The organism is Winogradskyella sp. SYSU M77433 (assembly GCF_029911945.1).
Taxonomy (GTDB): Bacteria; Bacteroidota; Bacteroidia; order Flavobacteriales; family Flavobacteriaceae; genus Winogradskyella.
Window position 1 is genome coordinate 155,390 of sequence record NZ_JARYTG010000009.1, and the last position, 19,526, is coordinate 174,915.

At 32.9% G+C, this 19,526-nt stretch carries 20 protein-coding genes and 2 tRNA genes; 10 read left to right on the plus strand and 12 right to left on the minus strand.

The genetic code is table 11. The features are described 5' to 3' along the window. Position 1: 1 nt before the first annotated feature. From QGM60_RS16675 to QGM60_RS16705, 7 genes are all read left to right on the plus strand, one after another. Complete coding sequence (locus QGM60_RS16675; protein ID WP_281141390.1) at positions 2-853, plus strand: peptidyl-prolyl cis-trans isomerase; 852 nt, start codon at positions 2-4, stop codon at positions 851-853. Further along, the gene (locus QGM60_RS16680) at positions 846-2,255 is read left to right on the plus strand and encodes a peptidylprolyl isomerase (RefSeq protein ID WP_281141391.1); all 1,410 of its coding nucleotides are present in this window, start codon (positions 846-848) and stop codon (positions 2,253-2,255) included. Before QGM60_RS16675 ends, QGM60_RS16680 begins: the two co-directional genes overlap by 8 nt. Before the next feature lie 6 nt (positions 2,256-2,261). Continuing rightward, positions 2,262-3,215: a MoxR family ATPase gene (locus QGM60_RS16685; protein WP_281141392.1), complete on the plus strand. Its 954-nt coding sequence runs from the start codon at positions 2,262-2,264 to the stop codon at positions 3,213-3,215. A gap of 397 nt (positions 3,216-3,612) precedes the next feature. Continuing rightward, positions 3,613-5,880, plus strand: a complete 2,268-nt coding sequence (locus QGM60_RS16690) for an aconitate hydratase (protein ID WP_281141393.1) — start codon at positions 3,613-3,615, stop codon at positions 5,878-5,880. Positions 5,881-5,991: 111 nt separating this feature from the next. Beyond that, complete coding sequence (locus tag QGM60_RS16695) at positions 5,992-6,663, plus strand: Crp/Fnr family transcriptional regulator (RefSeq protein WP_281141394.1); 672 nt, start codon at positions 5,992-5,994, stop codon at positions 6,661-6,663. 72 nt (positions 6,664-6,735) lie between these two features. Beyond that, a complete protein-coding gene (locus tag QGM60_RS16700) occupies positions 6,736-7,674 on the plus strand; it encodes a hypothetical protein (RefSeq protein WP_281141395.1) in 939 nt (312 codons plus the stop codon). Between the two features lie 241 nt (positions 7,675-7,915). Then, positions 7,916-8,386: a TlpA disulfide reductase family protein gene (locus QGM60_RS16705; protein WP_281141396.1), complete on the plus strand. Its 471-nt coding sequence runs from the start codon at positions 7,916-7,918 to the stop codon at positions 8,384-8,386. A 1-nt stretch (position 8,387) separates the two neighbouring features. Here QGM60_RS16705 and QGM60_RS16710 read toward each other — a convergent pair whose 3' ends face one another. From QGM60_RS16710 to QGM60_RS16735, 6 genes are all read right to left on the minus strand, one after another. Continuing rightward, the gene (locus QGM60_RS16710) at positions 8,388-8,834 is read right to left on the minus strand and encodes a sterol desaturase family protein (protein WP_281141397.1); all 447 of its coding nucleotides are present in this window, start codon (positions 8,832-8,834) and stop codon (positions 8,388-8,390) included. A 16-nt stretch (positions 8,835-8,850) separates the two neighbouring features. Continuing rightward, positions 8,851-9,690, minus strand: a complete 840-nt coding sequence (locus tag QGM60_RS16715; protein WP_281141398.1) for a phytoene/squalene synthase family protein — start codon at positions 9,688-9,690, stop codon at positions 8,851-8,853. 11 nt (positions 9,691-9,701) lie between these two features. Next, positions 9,702-11,177: a phytoene desaturase family protein gene (gene crtI / locus QGM60_RS16720; RefSeq protein ID WP_281141399.1), complete on the minus strand. Its 1,476-nt coding sequence runs from the start codon at positions 11,175-11,177 to the stop codon at positions 9,702-9,704. Beyond that, positions 11,177-12,076 (minus strand): MerR family transcriptional regulator, encoded by a 900-nt coding sequence (locus tag QGM60_RS16725; RefSeq protein ID WP_281141400.1) that lies wholly within the window; start codon positions 12,074-12,076, stop codon positions 11,177-11,179. Before QGM60_RS16725 ends, crtI begins: the two co-directional genes overlap by 1 nt. A 120-nt stretch (positions 12,077-12,196) precedes the next feature. Continuing rightward, positions 12,197-12,280: transfer RNA gene (locus QGM60_RS16730), tRNA-Leu, on the minus strand. Between the two features lie 53 nt (positions 12,281-12,333). Beyond that, positions 12,334-12,406 (minus strand) — tRNA-Lys (locus QGM60_RS16735). 137 nt (positions 12,407-12,543) lie between these two features. On the opposite strand from QGM60_RS16735, the gene QGM60_RS16740 reads away from it, so the two are divergent. Continuing rightward, positions 12,544-13,065: a shikimate kinase gene (locus tag QGM60_RS16740; protein ID WP_281141401.1), complete on the plus strand. Its 522-nt coding sequence runs from the start codon at positions 12,544-12,546 to the stop codon at positions 13,063-13,065. Here the strand turns inward: QGM60_RS16740 and QGM60_RS16745 are convergent. The 3 genes from QGM60_RS16745 to QGM60_RS16755 are packed head-to-tail and all read right to left on the minus strand — an operon-like array spanning position 13,057 to position 14,511. Further along, entirely contained in the window at positions 13,057-13,560 is a 504-nt protein-coding gene (locus QGM60_RS16745) for a phosphoribosyltransferase family protein (RefSeq protein ID WP_281141402.1), read from the minus strand. The genes QGM60_RS16740 and QGM60_RS16745 overlap by 9 nt on opposite strands. Further along, a complete protein-coding gene (locus QGM60_RS16750) occupies positions 13,551-14,153 on the minus strand; it encodes a methyltransferase domain-containing protein (RefSeq protein WP_281141403.1) in 603 nt (200 codons plus the stop codon). The genes QGM60_RS16745 and QGM60_RS16750 overlap by 10 nt, the downstream gene beginning before the upstream one ends. Continuing rightward, on the minus strand, positions 14,140-14,511 hold the full coding sequence (locus tag QGM60_RS16755; protein ID WP_281141404.1) for an RNA-binding S4 domain-containing protein: 372 nt from the start codon (positions 14,509-14,511) through the stop codon (positions 14,140-14,142). Before QGM60_RS16755 ends, QGM60_RS16750 begins: the two co-directional genes overlap by 14 nt. 133 nt (positions 14,512-14,644) lie before the next feature. On the opposite strand from QGM60_RS16755, the gene QGM60_RS16760 reads away from it, so the two are divergent. Next, positions 14,645-15,682 (plus strand): hypothetical protein, encoded by a 1,038-nt coding sequence (locus tag QGM60_RS16760; RefSeq protein WP_281141405.1) that lies wholly within the window; start codon positions 14,645-14,647, stop codon positions 15,680-15,682. A 74-nt stretch (positions 15,683-15,756) separates the two neighbouring features. Here the strand turns inward: QGM60_RS16760 and QGM60_RS16765 are convergent, their stop codons facing one another. Genes QGM60_RS16765 through QGM60_RS16775 form a run of 3 tightly spaced genes read right to left on the minus strand, consistent with a single transcriptional unit; the run spans position 15,757 to position 18,227 of the window. Beyond that, on the minus strand, positions 15,757-16,356 hold the full coding sequence (locus tag QGM60_RS16765) for a porin family protein (protein WP_281141406.1): 600 nt from the start codon (positions 16,354-16,356) through the stop codon (positions 15,757-15,759). Between the two features lie 54 nt (positions 16,357-16,410). Then, a complete protein-coding gene (locus tag QGM60_RS16770) occupies positions 16,411-17,364 on the minus strand; it encodes a transketolase family protein (RefSeq protein ID WP_281141407.1) in 954 nt (317 codons plus the stop codon). A 17-nt stretch (positions 17,365-17,381) separates the two neighbouring features. Beyond that, positions 17,382-18,227, minus strand: coding sequence for a transketolase (locus tag QGM60_RS16775; protein WP_281141408.1), 846 nt, complete (start codon positions 18,225-18,227; stop codon positions 17,382-17,384). 168 nt (positions 18,228-18,395) lie between these two features. Between QGM60_RS16775 and tgt the strand changes: the two genes are divergently transcribed. Further along, entirely contained in the window at positions 18,396-19,526 is a 1,131-nt protein-coding gene (gene tgt / locus QGM60_RS16780; protein WP_281141409.1) for a tRNA guanosine(34) transglycosylase Tgt, read from the plus strand.

Genomic DNA, 19,526 nt, shown 5'->3' on the forward strand with positions numbered 1-19,526 from the left:
TTTGAAATACAATTTTTACATACTTACCCTTTTTATACTGGTTACTAGCTGCGATTTTTTCAAAAAAGCAGATGATCGTGTTCCTGTAGCTAGAGTTAATGATAGTTATTTATATCAAGACGATATTAATGGTGTTGTACCAGAAGGAGCTTCAAAAGAAGACAGCACCTTATTAGTAAATGCTTATATAAACCGTTGGGCTAGACAATTGCTTTTAATGGATGGTGCTTTGGTTAATCTATCAGAAGAAAAGCAGAATGAGTTTTCAAAACTTGTAGAACAGTATAGAAGCGATTTATATACAAAGGCTTATCTAGAAGCTTTGGTAAATAAGAGTATTGATACGGTTGTAAATCCAAATGAAGCCGAAGTGTTTTATGAGGCTAATAAAGAATCATTTAAATTAAATGATGACTTGTTACAGTTTAGATATATCAGCTTACCGTTAAACCCTATTAATTTAGACACTATAAAAAATAGATTTCAGCGTTTTAAAAATAAGGATAAACGTTATTTAGATTCTATTTCAGTACAGTTTAAAACATACTCATTAAATGATTCTCTTTGGGTAAAGTTTAGTCAAGTTGCAGAGAAAGTTCCTGTGGTTTCTTTTGAAAATAAAGACCAACTGTTAAAAAAAACTAATTTCTTACAACTCAAAGATTCATTAAACCTATATTTGATGCAAGTTAATGACGTACGTCTTCAAAATGATTATGCACCTTTAGACTACGTAAAACCTTCAATCAGACAGATTGTTATAAATAAAAGAAAGTTAGAGCTTATCAAGCAACTCGAAAATGATATTACAAAAGATGCCATTGAAAACAATAAATTCCAAATTTATGACTAGAGCAATTCTCTTAATTTGCTTTATTTCATTCAACTTTTTAAGTGCCCAAGAAATTATAGAAGATGAAAAACCTCAGTTAGAAAAAGCTAAGGATACTATTCGTAATACCGATCGCGTTAAAGCGGATGGAGTAGCGGCAGTGGTTGGTGATTTTATAGTTTTAGAATCAGATTTAGATAGAGAAATAGCACAGCTTGAAGCACAGGGAGCTGATTTATCTGGTGTAACAAGATGTGAACTTTTTGGTAGTATGCTAGAGAGTAAATTGTATGCACATCAAGCTATTCAAGATAGTATTTTAGTAAACGAATTATATATTCAGTCTTTAGTAGATCAACAAATACAAGGTATTTTAGCACAGACTCAAGGCAATATGGAAGGTTTATTAAAATTCTACAAGAAAGATTCTGAGAAAGCACTGAGAGATGAAATGTATGAAATTAACAAAAGTGGTTATCTCGCTAGTGAAATGCAAAAAAAGGTAACTCAGGAAATAGAAGTAACTCCTGAGGAAGTTAGAACATTTTTCAATGATATTCCTGAAGATGAACGTCCAACTTTTGGTACAGAGTTAAAACTAGCGCAAATAGTTGTTATTCCTGAAGTAACAGAAGAAGCTAAACAAGCTGTAATAGAGAAGTTAAAAGGGTTCAAGAAAGATGTAGAAGAGAATGGCTCTAGTTTTACAACTAAGGTGTTATTTTACACAGAAGACGCTGGTTCTAAATCTACAGGAGGAAAATATACACTAAATAGAAAACAACCAAGAATGGTTAAAGAGTTTAGAGATGTTGCGTTTTCATTACAAGAAGGTGAAATCTCTGAACCATTTGAAACGGATTTTGGCTACCACATTATATTGTTAGAAAAAATTAGAGGTCAAGAGTATGATGTTAGGCATATTCTACTTCGTCCAGAATTGACACAAGAAGCTATTAAAGAAGCAAAAGATAAAATTGATGAAGTTAGAGCCAAAATTGTAGATGGCACGCTAACATTCGCAGAAGCAGCAAGAGAATTTAGTGATGAAAAAGAAACTAAATATGAAGGTGGACAAATGACAAATCCAACAACTCAGGATTTCAATTTCGAATTAACAAAAATAGATACCGAACTTTATACGCAAATACAAGACTTAAAAGATGGTGAAATTAGTAAGGTGTATCAAGATGAAGATCGAGTAAATAGAATTAAGTTCAAAATTCTTACTGTAACAGATAGAATTGATGACCATAAAGCTGACTTTGCAAGAGATTATTTAAAGATTAAGGAACTAGCCTTACAAGACAAGCAAGTTGAAGCTATTGCAAAGTGGCAAAAAGAAACTATTAAGGAAACTTATATAAAAATAAACGGTGAGTACAGAGATTGTGAGTTTCAAAGTAACTGGTTAAAACAATAATAGTATATGTCTGATGTAACCAAAATTGAAAATTTTGTAAAAAAATACGACACCTTAAAACAAGAAATTGCTAAAGTAATTATTGGTCAAGAGGATGTAGTAAATCAGATATTGATATCTATTTTTTCAGGAGGACACTCACTTTTAATAGGTGTTCCTGGTTTGGCAAAAACCTTAATGGTTAATACTATTGCCCATGCTTTAGGCTTAGACTTTAAGAGAATTCAGTTTACACCAGATTTAATGCCGAGTGATATTCTTGGTAGTGAGATTTTAGATGAAAATCGTCATTTTAAATTCATAAAAGGACCCATATTTGCTAATATTATTTTAGCAGATGAAATAAACAGAACGCCACCAAAAACGCAAGCAGCTTTATTAGAGGCGATGCAAGAAAGAGCAGTAACGGTTGCGGGTCACCAATACAAATTAAATTTACCATACTTTGTTTTAGCAACACAAAACCCAATTGAGCAAGAAGGTACTTATCCGTTACCAGAAGCACAGTTAGACCGTTTTATGTTTGCAATCAACTTAAAATATCCTTCATTTCAAGAAGAGGTAGATGTGGTTAAATCTACTACAACAGATGTAAAACAAACGGTTAATGCTTTGTTTACTGCGCAAGAAATTATAGATTTTCAAGATGTCATACGTCGTATACCAGTTGCAGACAACGTTATTGAATACGCTGTGTCTTTAGTTGGGAAAACCAGACCTAACGAAAGTACTGCTGCAGAAGTGGTAAAAGAGTTTGTGGATTGGGGAGCTGGACCAAGAGCTTCGCAAAATTTAATCTTGGCGGCTAAAACGCATGCTGCCACTAAAGGAAAATTCTCTCCAGATATAGAAGATATCCAAGCCGTTGCTACAGGAATTCTTCGTCACAGAATTATCAAAAATTATAAAGCTGAAGCCGAAGGTGTCACAGACGAAAAAATAATAGAAAGTCTGTTTTAATACTGCACTTTGGTTTTAATTGTCTTCTAAATTTTAGAGCTTAAAATTTTCTATTTTACAAAAGTTCATTTTAGTATTAACTATCACTATTTAGTTATAATATTAAGTTATTAATTCAAGCTTGTAGTGCGTTAGATTTTGTCTAATTTTAGACTGCAAATTCGAGTTTAGAACAGTTGTAAAGTAATTCATAGTCATTCTAAATAATTTGTTTTGTTAAATCATTGTATAACTAATTGTTTTACCGTTAATTATTCATTGATTTAAAGGGTTTTTAGAAGAACTGTGAATTATTTTCAGAGAAAAAGCATTTTTATTACATATTTTAAAATGCTCTTTAAAATTCGTAATTTTGTTACACTAAATAAACAATTTATCAACCATTTAAATATACTATATGGCTTTTGACATTGATATGATTAAAGAGGTTTATTCCCAAATTTCTGAGCGCGTAGATGCAGCAAAGGAAATTGTAGGTAAACCATTAACCCTTTCTGAAAAAATATTGTATTCCCACTTATGGGACGGAAAACCAACACAAGCATTTGTTCGTGGTAAAGATTATGTAGATTTTGCACCAGACCGAGTAGCTTGTCAAGATGCTACGGCTCAGATGGCATTATTACAATTTATGCAAGCAGGTAAACCTAAGGTGGCTGTGCCAACTACGGTTCACTGTGACCACTTAATTCAAGCAAAAGATGGTGCTGCAACAGATTTAAGAAATGCAAACAACACAAGTAGTGAGGTTTTTAACTTTTTAGAATCAGTTTCAAATAAATATGGTATTGGTTTCTGGAAACCAGGAGCAGGTATTATTCACCAAGTGGTTTTAGAAAATTATGCATTTCCAGGTGGAATGATGATTGGTACCGATTCTCATACTGTTAATGCAGGTGGACTTGGTATGGTAGCTATTGGAGTTGGTGGTGCTGACGCTGTTGATGTAATGGCAGGTATGGCTTGGGAACTTAAATTTCCTAAATTAATTGGTGTTAAGTTAACTGGAAAACTTTCTGGTTGGACAGCACCTAAAGATGTAATATTAAAAGTAGCTGATATTCTTACTGTAAAAGGTGGTACTGGTGCTATCGTAGAATATTTTGGTCCTGGAGCGACATCAATGTCATGTACAGGTAAAGGAACTATTTGTAACATGGGTGCAGAGATTGGTGCTACAACATCTACTTTTGGCTATGACGAATCTATGGAGCGTTATTTACGTGCTACAGATAGAGCTGATGTTGCAGACGCAGCAAATAAAGTTAAAGAGTATTTAACTGCAGATCCTGAAGTTTATGCTAATCCTGAGCAATATTTCGATCAAGTTATTGAAATAAACCTTTCTGAATTAAATCCATTATTAAACGGACCATTTACTCCAGATTTATCAACTCCAGTTGGTAGTAATATGACAGAAAAGGCTACTGAAAACGAATGGCCTTTAGAAGTTGAATGGGGACTAATAGGTTCTTGTACCAACTCATCTTACGAAGATTTATCAAGAGCAGCTTCGATTGCACAACAAGCTTTAGATAAAGGTTTAAAAACCAAAGCAGAGTTTGGTATTAACCCAGGTTCTGAGCAAGTAAGATACACTGCAGATAGAGATGGTATTTTAGAGGTATTCGAAAAATTAGATGCTAAAATATTTACAAACGCTTGTGGTCCTTGTATTGGACAATGGGCAAGATATAGCGATCCTAAAAATGCACCAAAAAACAGTATAGTGCATTCGTTTAACAGAAACTTTGCTAAGCGTGCTGATGGAAACCCAAATACGCATGCTTTTGTGGCATCTCCTGAAATTACTGCTGCTATTGCTATTGCTGGTCGTTTGGATTTTAATCCTATGACAGATAAGTTAATAAATGAAAATGGCGAAGAAGTAATGTTAGATGAACCAACAGGATGGGAATTACCACCTAAAGGTTTTGAGGTTAAAGAAAATGGATATTTAGCTCCTAAAGCTGACGGAAGTAGTGTAGAAGTAAAAGTTGCTCCAGATTCAGAGAGACTTCAACTTTTAACTCCTTTTGAACCTATTGGTGATACTGTAAAAGGTGCTAAATTATTAATAAAAGCATTCGGAAAATGTACTACAGACCATATTAGTATGGCTGGACCATGGTTACGTTTTAGAGGTCACTTAGATAACATTTCTAATAACTGTTTAATAGGTGCTGTAAATGCTTTTGGTATGAAGACTAACTTTGTTAAGAATCAATTGACTGGTGAGTATGCAGGTGTTCCTGATACTGCTAGAGCTTATAAGGCTGCTGGTATCAAATCTATAGTAGTTGGTGATCACAATTATGGTGAAGGTTCTTCAAGAGAGCATGCAGCTATGGAGCCACGTCACTTAGGTGTTGCGGCTGTTATAGTTAAGTCTTTTGCGCGTATTCACGAAACAAACCTTAAGAAACAAGGTATGTTAGGATTGACGTTTGCTAATGAAAATGACTACGATTTAATTCAAGAGGATGATACATTCAACTTCTTAGATTTAGATCAGTTTGCACCAGATAAACAATTGACTTTGGAAATTGTTCATGCAGATGGAACTAAAGATGTTATTAAATTAAATCATACCTATAACGCTGCACAAATTCAGTGGTATAATGAAGGTTCTGCGTTAAACTTGATTAAAAAGCAAAACGCTTAATAATATACTTTTTTAAAAGTAACATGAAAGCCCTTAAGAAATTAAGGGCTTTTTTATGTAAGATTATTTAGGTTTTGGCGACAATTTTTAAACTAACCAAAACCTCTAAAAATGCAGTCAATCTGGTTTTTTAATGATGTAAACCTGTTCAAGGTTTTATGTCCTCATAAGTTAAAAGAGTACAAGGAATGTCATACTTTCAATTTATATAATAAGAATGATTACATATATTTTGAAGAAGATGCGGCAAACAAAGTTTATCTAATTGATAAGGGTAAGGTGAAATTGGGCTATAATAATGAAGATGGTTCTGAAGTTATTATGGCTATTTTAGGGAAAGGGGAATTGTTTGGGGAAAAAGCTATTTTAGGCGAGAATAAAAGAACCGAATTCGCTCAAGCTATTGATAAATCTACATCAATATGTCCAATAGGTGTAGACACTATGCACGAGTTAATGAGAGATAATCAAACATTTACTCTAAAAGTATATAAGTTTATTGGTTTTAAGTTTAAGAAACTTGAAAGACGTCTTCAGCTTTTACTCTTTAAAGATACCAAAACGCGCTTGGTTGAATTTATAAATGAGCTCTGTTCAGATTATGGTTACGATTGTGAAAAGACAGGAAATCAAATTATAAGACATCCCTATTCTCAAAAAGATATTGCTTCCTTAATTGGTACATCTAGACCAACACTTAATATTTTGATGAATGAGTTGAAAAATGAAAACTTCATTGATTTTAATAGGAAAGAAATAAAAATCTTGAAAAAATCTGCTTAGTGTAAGCTAGCTAACATTTTAGGAGTTTCGTGCTTATTAATTTTGAACCATAATTTTAAAATTAAATAAGCGATGATTAAAAAAATGTTTTTAGCCACATGTATAGTGGCATTTAGTATGTATTCGTGTAGTAGCGATGACGATAATAACACTCGTCCTGCAGCTCTAGATCCTGAAACTGCACCTAAGGCAAGTGTGGATAGGTTTAGTGAAAATGCTGGCACACTTATGGTTAGAACAGCAACCAATGGACTTCCTGAAGCTAATGAACCTATTAATTACGACTCTGGTGCACCATTTATTACCCAAGGTTTTTCGCCAAGTGGTGATGTAGTGAGATATTATAATTTTGATGTACAATCTACAAATCCGGCACCAATATTTTTATTTTTTGATACTGAAGGTAATGCTGTTGAAAATCAAATAAACCTTATAGATGTTATTCCAGGAGATGCTGGTTACAATGATTTTTGGCAAGTAAATAGAGTTATTGTTTCTGATGACTATGTTGCGAATACTATAACAAGTATGCAAGATTTATTGGCGTCAGGTTATGAGATTCAAGCTACTTCAACTATTGTAAACTGTCCTGTAGTTCCTGAAGGTTCTACGGCATCAATGAGATTGGGAAGTGAAGATAATGAAATACATATGGGTTGGTATAAAGATCAAGTGGTATATTATTTTTCATTTTTCGAGAAAATTCTTGATGGAGGTGCTTCAAACATAGTACCGTTATCACCAATATATGTAAGTTTTAATATCAACCCTGATGATTCTAATCCAGAAAGTGGACCAGCATCAGGATTTGTTTCGGAAACGGGAACTGACCAAACACACAATGTTATAGCCTCTTTACCACAAGATGATTTTTACTCGCCTTTATGGAGTGTAAATGTCTATGACAATATGGATTTTGATATAGTTAATAACCTGTCTTCTGCTGGAATGGCGAACATTTTAGCTACAGGCGTGGCAACGGTTAATTGTCCTGTGGTGTTTATGGAATAACGCTTAGTTTATTTATTAATTGTTAAACGAGAAGCGTACTTTTTATGGTGCGCTTTTCTATTTTTTATTTTTAAAATGTAACTTTTATCACGCTATTTTCTGATAATTTATTTTACGTTTGACGCAAATACAATGATTTAATATTCCCATGAAATCGAAGATTAATAAAACCAATATTATTTTTTTAATTGTCATAATTCTGTTGATTATTCCAAAGACAAGAGTTGCTCTACAAGTCTTTATGCATAAAGGATTGAGTTTTGTAAATCAATCTTCAATAATAGAAGAAAGTGAAAGAAAAACGGTGAGTTACCATAATTGGCAACTAATGTCTGAAGACAACAAAGTTCTAAATTTTACAGAAGTTCAAGGGAGGGTTGTGCTGGTAAACTTTTGGGCAACTTGGTGTCCTCCATGCATAGCCGAAATGCCAAGTTTTCAAAAGTTATATGATGATTATAAAGATAAAGTGATATTTCTATTTGTAACCAATGAAGATTTTGATCGTGTGGCAAAATTCAAAGAGGATAAAGGTTATAATTTTAAAATTTATAATCCTTTAAAGGAAAGTCCAAAGACACTTAAAACAAGCATAATTCCTCGAACTTTTATCATAAATAAAAAGGGAGAAATTGTTGTAGATGAATCTGGTGCTGTAAATTGGAATAGTGACAAAGTAAGAAATCAGCTAGATCAACTCTTGAGTGAATAACTTATTTAAAGTATTTGAAAGGTACAATTAGCATCCCGAAGTTTTCTCCATGCTCTTTTCCTAAATGTTTGTGGTGAATTTTATGAGCTCTTCTTACACCTCTAGCATATTTGTTATCTATATTTCTAAGCCATTTAAAGCGTTGGTGAATAAAAATGTCATGCACCACAAAATAGGCAATACCATAAAATAAAATCCCCAAACCAATAGGTAGAGTGTACCAAACGCTTTCATAGCTCCACAGGTAGAAACAAGTCATACTAACAACAGCATAAAAAATAAAGAAAGCATCGTTGCGCTCAAACCAGCTATCATGATCTTTTTTGTGATGGTCTTTATGTAAACTCCATAAGAATCCATGCATAATATATTTGTGGGTAAACCACGCATTGAATTCCATAATAAAGAATGTTCCAAGAAATATTATAATCCAAAAAACAGTTTGCATAGCAGTTTATTTTAGGTTACAGTAAATTTAGTTGATACTTTACGTAACTCCTAGTTAATAACTCAACCTTTCTATAATTAGGAACTCTTATCCTAGTTGATTTGATTTGAAGAGCAGGAGTGTTTTTCAACTTTTCTAATAATTTGTTGTAATAGCGATACGCCATAAATACTCCAAATTTAGCTTCTAGAGGTAAGCGCTTTATCCCTTTTAAACCTTCAGCAAAATCTTTCTCAATCTCTTCTATGATAGTTCGTTTAGAATTTTCGTCTAATTGACTTAAATCTGTATTTGGAAAATAGGTTCGGTTCAAATCTTCAAAATCAGCCTTTAAATCACGTAAGAAATTTACTTTTTGAAAAGCAGAACTTAGACTCATTGCAGATTGCTTTAAGTCATTGTATTTTTCTTCATCACCTTTTACAAACACCTTTAAGCACATTAAACCAACAACATCAGCAGATCCGTAGATGTAATTTTTGTACTCTTCAGTAGTTAGATAATCTTTTTTATAAAGATCTAATCGCATACTGTTCATAAAAGCATCAACCAAGTGTTTATCTATGTTATATCTATGATAAGTCTCTTGAAACGCATTTAGAATGGGATTTAAACTGATTTTAGCATTCAGAGCTTCTTCTAAATCAGCTTCAAAATTATTGAAGAGTTTCTCTTTGTCATAATCGTGAAAAGTATCTACGATTTCATCAGCAAATCTTACAAAGCCATAAATATTATAGATATCCTGTCTTATTTTTGGTGACAGCATTTTTGTAGCCATAGAGAATGATGTACTGTAAGCATTCGTAACAGTCTTGCTACATTCTCTTGAGACATTGTCGAAAATTGATTTCATAATTAAAATATTTATGCCTTAGCGGTTAAACTTTGATTTTTATTGATTAATTCGGCAACAAGCTTACCTGAAATTAATGATGGTGGTACTCCTGGTCCAGGAACTGTTAACTGTCCTGTAAAATATAGGTCTTTCACCTTTTTGCTTTTAAGTTTTGGTCTTAAAAAAGCGGTTTGTCTAAGTGTATTTGCCATACCATAAGCGTTGCCTTTGTATGAATTGTATTCGCTTTTAAAATCGTTAACACAGAAAGACTCCTTAAAAAGTATGAAATTTTTAGCACTTTGACCTGTGAGTTTCTCAAATCGGCTAATGATTTTCTCAAAATAGCGCTCTCTAAGCTTTTCCGTATCTTCTAAATCTGTTGCAATTGGGATAAGGAAAAATCCCGTTTCACAATCATCAGGAGCCATGCTTTTATCTGTAACAGATGGAAAATTAGCGTAGAATAATGGTTTCTCTGGCCATTTTGGATGGTCATAAATTTCTTCTGCGTGAGCTTCAAAATCAGTGTCAAAAAAAAGATTATGATGCTCAACGTTTTCTAATTTCTTACTGAACCCAACATAAAACAATAGGGAAGAGGGAGCAAACGTTCTTTTGTCCCAATAAGTTTCACTGTACTGTCTATGTTGTTTGTCTAATAGTGTTTCTGTATGATGATAATCTGCACCACTTAGAATGAGATCAGAGGTTATGGTTTCGCCATTTACAACAATACTTGTTGATTTTCCGTTTTCAACATTAATTTTTTCAACATTACTATTTGTGTGAATTGAAACGCCTAAACTTTCTGCTAAGCTTTTCATAGCCTTAATGATTTCATACATACCGCCTTTTGGATGCCAAGTGCCTAAGCCAAAATCGGCATAATTCATAAAGCTGTAAAAAGAAGGAGTGTCACTAGGTTTAGCACCTAAAAATAGCACAGGAAATTCTAGAGTTGAAATGAGTTTAGGGTTTTTAAAATTCTTTCTAACCTCAGAACTTATCGTTTTAAAGAACTGGTCTACTCTTGTAATTGTATCTTTTGTAACTAATTCAAATGGTGAAATCCCAGGCTTTAAAACCACTTTGTTGATAGCAATATCGTAATGCTCTTGAGCTGTTTTAATGAATTTACGTAAAGGTTTGGAGCTTCCTGGTTCAATACGTTCAAATTCTTCACAAATACCATCCATATGATCTCCAATGGTAATAGTATCGTCCCCAAAAAATATTTTGTAAGCAGGATTTAACTTATCTAATTGATAGTAGTCACTAGAGCTTTTTCCAAAATCATTAAAAAACTTTTCAAAAATATCTGGCATCCAATACCAACTAGGACCTATATCAAACGTAAAACCCTCTTTAATTAATTGTCTCGCTCTTCCGCCAACAGTATCATTTTTCTCATATATAGATACGTTATAGCCAGATTTTGCCAAATAGCAGGATGCTGATAATGCTGAAAAACCTGAACCGATTATAGATACTGTCTTACTCATTAAAGTTTGTCTATTAGGTTTTTTATATTTTGAAAAGAAGTAATTCCTTTTGGAAGTTTATTGTGTTGAACATCTTCTAAAATTTTTCCTAATACCCAAAGTTGAGATTTTGACTTTTTCATAATTAAATTATCAAAATCTTGAAGGTAATCTACAACTTCTTCTTTTGTAGGATGGATAGTAAAATAAGAAATGTAGGTGACATCATCGTAATAATTAAGAATGTCTTTAAGACTATCTAAAGGGACACTTTGTCCTAGGAAAATAGTGTGATAGCCTTTCTCTGATAATCTATAGTTGATAAACATTAGGCCTAATTCGTGAACTTCATTTTCAGGTAGAAATAGTACAAATGTTTTTTTGGATCGCTCCTTTATCTGCATTTGAGCCTTTTCGGTATTAATTAGAATCTTTTGTCTAATTAAAGACGATAAAAAGTGTTCATGAGCAGGAGTGATGGTGTCGGTTTGCCATAATAGGCCAATTTCATCTAACAGAGGAATAAAAATATTGTAGAATATCTCATTGAAATCTTTTTCTTCAAGCAGTGATGCATAAGTTTTAAAGAATAAACTTTGATCAAAGTTTAGCATAGAGAGCTTAAAGGCATTTATAGCGTGGTTGTCTAAACTACTTTTAGCTGCAATTTCTTTAACCAAAACAGGGATTTGTGGCTCATCAATAGTAGCGATTTTTGAAATCTTATAACCATTATTGTTCAGATAGCTAACATTGAGTAACTTTTGAAAGTTTTCTAGATCGTAATATCTAATATTGGTATCTGTGCGCTTTGGTTCTAATAGATTATAGCGTTTTTCCCAAATTCTAATAGTATGAGCTTTTATGCCTGTAAGATTTTCTAAATCTTTAATGCTAAACCTATTTTTAATATTGTTCATTCTTTTTAAAAAATGTTTAAACAAAAATAAGTTTTAAATCAATACAAAAGCCAGAATTAACAAAAATTAATAATGTTAGGTTATAAAATGAATGATTTTGAGAAAAGAAATATGAAAAAGTGCGCACGAGAAGACTCGAACTTCCACGGACTATTGTCCACCAGCCCCTCAAGCTGGCGCGTCTACCAATTCCGCCACGTGCGCCTTTAAAAAGTAAAGGTAAAAAAAAAGTTAAGCAATTTGCTTAACTTTTTTTGTGACCGGGCTGGGGCTCGAACCCAGGACCCTCTCCTTAAAAGGGAGATGCTCTACCAACTGAGCTACCCGGTCAAAAGCACTAAATGTGTTTCTCTAATGCGGGTGCAAATATATAATGTTTAATTAATAAAACAACACTTTTTTTATATAATTTTTTGTTTTTTTGTTGTCAGTAAACGTATGGTTTTAAAAATCAAAAGATAAGCGAAATGATAATAGTTTTAATGGGCTATATGGGCTCGGGAAAATCGACCATTGGAAGGCAATTAGCAGAAGTTTTAAATTATCGTTTTGTCGATTTAGATGATTATATAGTCGAAAAAGAGAAAACTAATATCAACGGAATTTTTAAAAAAAGAGGGGAAATCTACTTCAGAAAGATAGAAGCTTCTTATTTAAAAGAGGTTATAACCAGTTCTGATAATATAATTTTAGCTTTAGGAGGAGGTACACCATGTTATGGAACTAATTTAGAGCTACTGTTACAAGAAGAAAAGGTTAAATCGTTATATCTTAAATTATCTATTCCTAACCTTGTAGAACGCTTATTTAAAGAAAGAGGTACAAGGCCTTTGATAAGTCATATAGAAAACAAAGAGGATCTCACGGAGTTTATAGGCAAGCATATTTTTGAACGTGTTCAGTTTTATAATAAAGCTGAGTTCACTATTGCTTGTGACAATAAATCTGAAAAGGAAATTACCGAAGCAATTTTGTTACAATTAATCTAGATAAGCTTCGTAGGGCTGCTTAGATAAATTAACGTGAACGTGTTCAAAAAGCGAAGTAGAAAGTGAAATACCTTTGAAATCAGCTTTTACAGGGTACTTTTTATGATTTCTATTGACTAATACAGCTGTGTTGAACTGTTTTAAAGGAACATCTAGAAAGTGTTTTATTCCATAAATTAAGGTGCTTCCAGAGTTTAGTACATCATCTATTAATACGATAGATTTGTTGGTGTATTCATCTTTTTTCAATGAAGTCTTTACAGCATTTGTAGGTTGCTCTTTGTCAACCGTAACACGACATAAAATTGAATTTATCTCAGAGATTTTATCTAAACTCGCTTTTATTTTCTTAGCCAAGATATAGCCATTTTTATCAATGCCAGCAATTATGAGTTCTGTCTCGTTTACATTGCTTTCATAAATTTGATAAGCTATACGTTTTATTTTGTGCTCAATCTCTTTATGACTTAAAATAGTGTTCTTGGTTAAGGCCATATTGTCTTTTTTTCAAAGATAAAAAACAGTTCTTTACCTTGTCTTTGTTTTATAGAATTAATTGATGTTTCCAATCTCTTTATATCAAACTTAGGCTCAAATAACGATATATATTCAGATGTACTTCCGCCAAAAGGAGGGCCTTTTTCTGTGAGTTCAAAGTTAAATAGCAGTCCAACGAGTTTCGCCTTAGGCTTAAGTAGCTCAGACATTTTCTTTGCATAGTTTTCTCTTAGACTAGGATCTAAGGCACAAAAAAAGGTTTGTTCTAGGATTAGATCAAATTCATTATCTAAATCAAAAAAATCAATATTTAATAATTGGTCATCTGGAAAATCAGGCACGCGTGCTTTAAAATTAATTAAAGGTTGTTTGGCAATATCAATTAAAAACACATTTTTGAATCCTAAACTCCATAAATATTCAGCTTCGTAACTATTGCCGGCTCCAGGAATCAGAATTTTTAAAGTTTTGTTTTCTAATTGATCAATATAGGTTTTTATAGGAGTGGAGGTGTAACCTATATTCCAACCAGTGTTATTTTCTTTATAGCGTTTTTCCCAGTAACTCTTATCTAATTTATTCTTCTTCATCATAAAAACTATCAATATCTCTTCGGTCTTTTTTTGTAGGTCTGCCTGTACCTTTTTTACGATAATAATCTTTACTGTACTTTAAAAGCTCTTGTGCTTCAAAGGCTTCTTTAGGTGTTGTGTCTGTTCTGTAAATATCTACAAGTTTAGCACCAACTCTATTTGGAGGGAGATCATTAACTGTTAAGCTATATGTAATTTGATTTTTTCGTAGTTGGATTTCATCAGTCGGGTAAACCTCACGAGAGGGTTTGGCAACAGCTTCATTAATTTTTACTTGTCCTTTTTTACACGCCTGAGTTGCTAAGCTTCTAGTTTTGTAATATCGTACAGACCATAAATATTTATCTATTCTCATATTTTTTTATTAAAAACTACGTTAATCTTATCGTACAAAAATATTATATTATTGTATCTTGCACCACTGAACAAGGCAATAATGAATAGTATATTGAAATTGTGGTAATTTAATATACGAAACAAAAAAATCTATGAAAATAAAACAATTAAAAATTAGCTTATTACTATCTGCAATTGTAATTACTTTTGTATCATGTAAGAGTGATGATGACTCTTCTAGCAGTGTTACTCTAAGAGATAGAACTGAGCAACAAGCTGAAGATATTGCTAAGATAAACGATTATTTATCTTCACATTATTACAATTCTGGTTTTTTTGAAGTTAACAGTGAATATAAATATACAGATATTGTAATTACTCAGTTAGAAGATGGAGAGGAAGTACCTGAAGGGCATACATTATTATTAAACGCTGTAGAGACTCATTATACCACATATTTAGAGATAGATTATGAATATTATATTTTAACATTAAATGAAGGAGGTGGTGAATCACCAAAGTTCACTGATGAAGTTAGAGTAAGATATGAAGGTGCTTCCATAAACAATGATGGTGAAGTTTTTGAATCAGTTTCATCACCTGAGGATTTACTTTTACAAGGTGATGGATTTAATACTTTTGGTTCTATTGAAGGGTGGAGATTAGTAATGCCAATGTTTAAAACCTCTACAGGCTTCTCTTATAATAATGGAAGTGTTGAATTTCAGGATTTTGGATTAGGGGTTATGTTTTTGCCTTCTGGTTTGGCGTATTTTGCTGGTGCCGCCACAGGAACTTCTTATGATAGTCTGATATTTAAGTTTGAGTTACTTCAGTTTGAGCAAAGAGATCATGATGGAGATGGTATACCATCTTATGCCGAAGATTTAGATAATGATAATGATGTTTCTGATAATGATACTGATGATAATGGGCTTCCTAATTATGTCGATAGTGATGATGATGGTGATGGTGTAGCTACATTTGATGAATTAGTCCAAACGGTTTACGTTTTCAATAGTAACGATCCAGAGCCTGTTTTAGAAGAAAATGAATATGAATATAGTAGAAGTATTGAAGATGATGAGATAACAGTTGTTACAGTAACAGCTTTAGATACTGATAATAATGGTATTTTAGACTATTTGGATGAAGGAGTATCAATTAATTATAATGAGGCTGAAGAGTAATTTTGGTCATTCACATATATAAAAAAGCAGCTTATTAACTAATAAGCTGCTTTTTTATTTGAATTTATTATCTATTATAAAGCTATTGATAAGCTTAGAATAAGTTGATCAGGCCTTGTGTCAATCCTGCTTCCCAAACTTGTACCGATGTTATCATTAATAAAAGTAGCTTCATTGTCATTAAAACCTCTTTCGTACCTAAGATCTAATCCAATTTTGTTGAAATTGAGACCGATACCAAAGTTTAGACCAACAGAAAAATCATCTTCTACATCGTCTATACTTATGCCATCAAATTCAGTATCTAATATATATTGTAACGATGGTCCGGCAAATACACTAACGGGACCTAAAACTTTTATTCCAACTAAAAGTGGTGCATCAAGTTTTTTTATCTGAAAATCATCATTGTCATAATCACTTTTGGTAGCTGTGTAAACTAATTCAGGTCGGAAATAAAACTTATCTCCAATCTTTCCAAATAGACCTAAATGATATCCTAAGTTTCTGTCAGGATGCTTAGCATTATCGCCAATAGATTCAAAATAGTCTCCATTAGCACCATAGTTTAAACCACCTTTAATACCAAATGCACTACCTCGTTGAGCATTTACAGATAATCCAATAAATACCATTACTAAACTAGCAATGAGTGTTTTTTGCAAATTTTTCATATTGTTCGTTTTTAAGATTGTGAACTTAATATCAAAAACGTTGCCAAAACAAAGTTATTTTCTTTTTATAACTTTTTTTACAGCTTTCTGAATGGCATCACTGTTTAATCCATACTTATCCATCAGTTGAGCAGGTGTACCAGATTCGCCAAAAGTGTCATTAGTAGCAATGAATTCTTGAGGTGTTGGTTGTTTTAGAGCTAAAACTCTAGCAACACTTTCACCAAGTCCACCTAAATAATTGTGTTCTTCAGCAGTAACAATACAACCTGTTTTAGAAACTGAATTCAAAATAGCTTCTTCATCTAGAGGTTTAATAGTATGAATATTAATCACTTCAGCGGAGATGCCTTCTTCATGTAAAGCTTTTGAAGCTTCTAAAGCTTCCCAAACCAAATGACCTGTTGCTACTATAGTTACATCAGTACCTTCAGTCAATTGAATAGCTTTTCCTATCTCGAACTTTTGATCTTCTGGTGTGAAAATAGGAACAGATGGTCTACCAAATCTTAAGTATACAGGACCGTTATGCTCTGCAATTGCTATAGTAGCTGCTTTTGTCTGATTATAATCGCAAGGGTTTATAACTGTCATTCCAGGTAACATTTTCATCAAACCTATATCTTCAAGGATTTGATGTGTTGCTCCATCTTCACCTAATGTTAAACCAGCATGTGAAGCACAGATTTTTACATTTTTGCCAGAATAAGCAATAGATTGACGAATTTGATCGTAAACGCGCCCAGTAGAAAAGTTAGCAAAAGTACCAGTAAAAGGAATTTTTCCACCAATAGTTAAACCAGCAGCAATTCCCATCATATTTGCTTCTGCAATTCCTATCTGAAAAAAGCGTTCGGGATTTTCCTTTATAAATTCATTCATTTTTAAAGAACCTATCAAATCTGCACAAAGTGCCACAACATTTGGGTTAGTTCTTCCTAATTCTGCTAAACCAGCTCCAAAACCAGAGCGTGTATCTTTCTTTTCTGTATATGTGTAAGTTTTCATTGTCTTTTGTAAAGGAATTAATAATCGCCTAATGTTTCAGGGTTCTGAGCTAAAGCTGTTTCTAATTGTTCATCATTAGGAGCTTTACCGTGCCAAGCATGAGTGTACATCATAAAATCTACTCCGTTACCCATAACTGTTTTTAGAAGTACGCAAACAGGCTTACCTTTTCCTGTTAAGGATTTAGCTTTAGCCATACCTTCAAGTACAGCTTCTAGATTATTACCTTCTTCAATTTCTAAAACCGACCAGCCAAAAGCTTCAAATTTTTCTCTAATGCTTCCCATTGGTAGTACATCGTCAGTAGAACCATCAATCTGTTGACCGTTAAGATCGATTGTAGAAATAAGGTTATCTACTTTTTTTGCAGATGCATACATTATAGCCTCCCAGTTTTGTCCTTCTTGAAGTTCGCCATCTCCATGAAGACTATAAACCAATTTATCATCATTGTTTAGTTTTTTGGCTTGTGCAGCACCAATAGCTACAGACATTCCCTGACCTAAAGACCCTGAAGCTATTCTTATTCCAGGTAAACCTTCATGAGTGGTTGGGTGACCTTGTAATCTAGAATCTATATGTCTAAATGTTCCTAATTCCTCTACTGGAAAATATCCAGACCTAGCCAATACGCTGTAATAAACAGGTGAAATATGACCATTTGATAGGAAAAATAAATCTTCACCTATTCCATCCATATCAAAACCATCTTTGGTTTCTAAAATTTCTTTGTAAAGGGCTACAAAAAACTCTGTACAACCTAAAGATCCTCCTGGATGACCAGAGTTCACCTTGTGTACCATTCGTAAAATATCTCTACGAACCTGAATTGCTAAATCGTTTAATTCTTTAGTGTTTGGCATGTTATTTTGCTTAATTATCAAAGCTACAAAAATAGTTTTTTACAAAAGGGTTTCAAAGGTTGAAGCATGTCATTTATTAACGATTTAAAGGATTTGCTAACAATTTTAATTTTTATTAAGATGTCAATGTTTAAGAGTTAATTATATTTGCCCTCAGACAGAATTTTAATGAAATTTCAAAAGCTAGCAAACGACACACAATCTAAAGCCAGAACAGGACTTATAACAACTGATCATGGCACTATAGAAACACCAATTTTTATGCCTGTAGGTACTGTAGGCTCAGTAAAAGGTGTTCATCAGAGAGAGCTTAAAAATGATATTAATCCAGATATTATTCTCGGAAATACTTATCATTTATACCTTCGTCCACAAACACCTATTTTAGAGCAGGCTGGAGGTTTACATAAGTTTATGAATTGGGACCGAAATATTCTTACCGATTCAGGTGGATATCAAGTCTATTCGCTTTCTGCAAACAGAAAAATTAAAGAAGAAGGTGTAAAGTTTAAATCTCACATTGATGGAAGTTACCATACATTCACACCAGAGAATGTTATGGAAATTCAGCGAAGTATTGGTGCAGATATCATTATGGCTTTTGATGAGTGTACGCCATATCCATGCGATTATAATTATGCCAAGCGCTCGATGCACATGACACATCGTTGGTTAGATCGTTGTATAGCACATTTAAAGAAGACACCGTTTAAATACGATTACGAACAAACATTTTTTCCGATTGTTCAAGGGAGTACTTATAAAGATTTAAGACAGCAGTCGGCAGAGTATATTGCTAATGCGGGAGCTCAAGGTAATGCCATTGGCGGATTGTCTGTAGGAGAACCGGCAGAAGAAATGTATGCAATGACAGATGTGGTTTGTGAAATTTTACCAGAAGATAAACCGCGTTACTTAATGGGAGTTGGTACACCTATAAATATATTAGAAAATATAGCTTTGGGTGTTGATATGTTTGATTGTGTAATGCCAACACGAAATGCGAGAAACGGAATGTTGTTTACAGCACATGGCACTATTAATATAAAGAATCTAAAATGGGCCGAAGATTTTTCACCTATTGATGAGATGGGAATAACATTTGTAGATACCGAGTATAGTAAAGCATACTTAAGACATTTATTTACCGTTAATGAATTATTAGGAAAACAAATTGCAACAATACATAATTTAGGATTTTATCTTTGGTTGGTTAGAGAGGCAAGAAAACATATTATTGCAGGAGATTTTAGATCATGGAAAGACAAGATGGTAAAACAAATGGATAAGCGATTATAG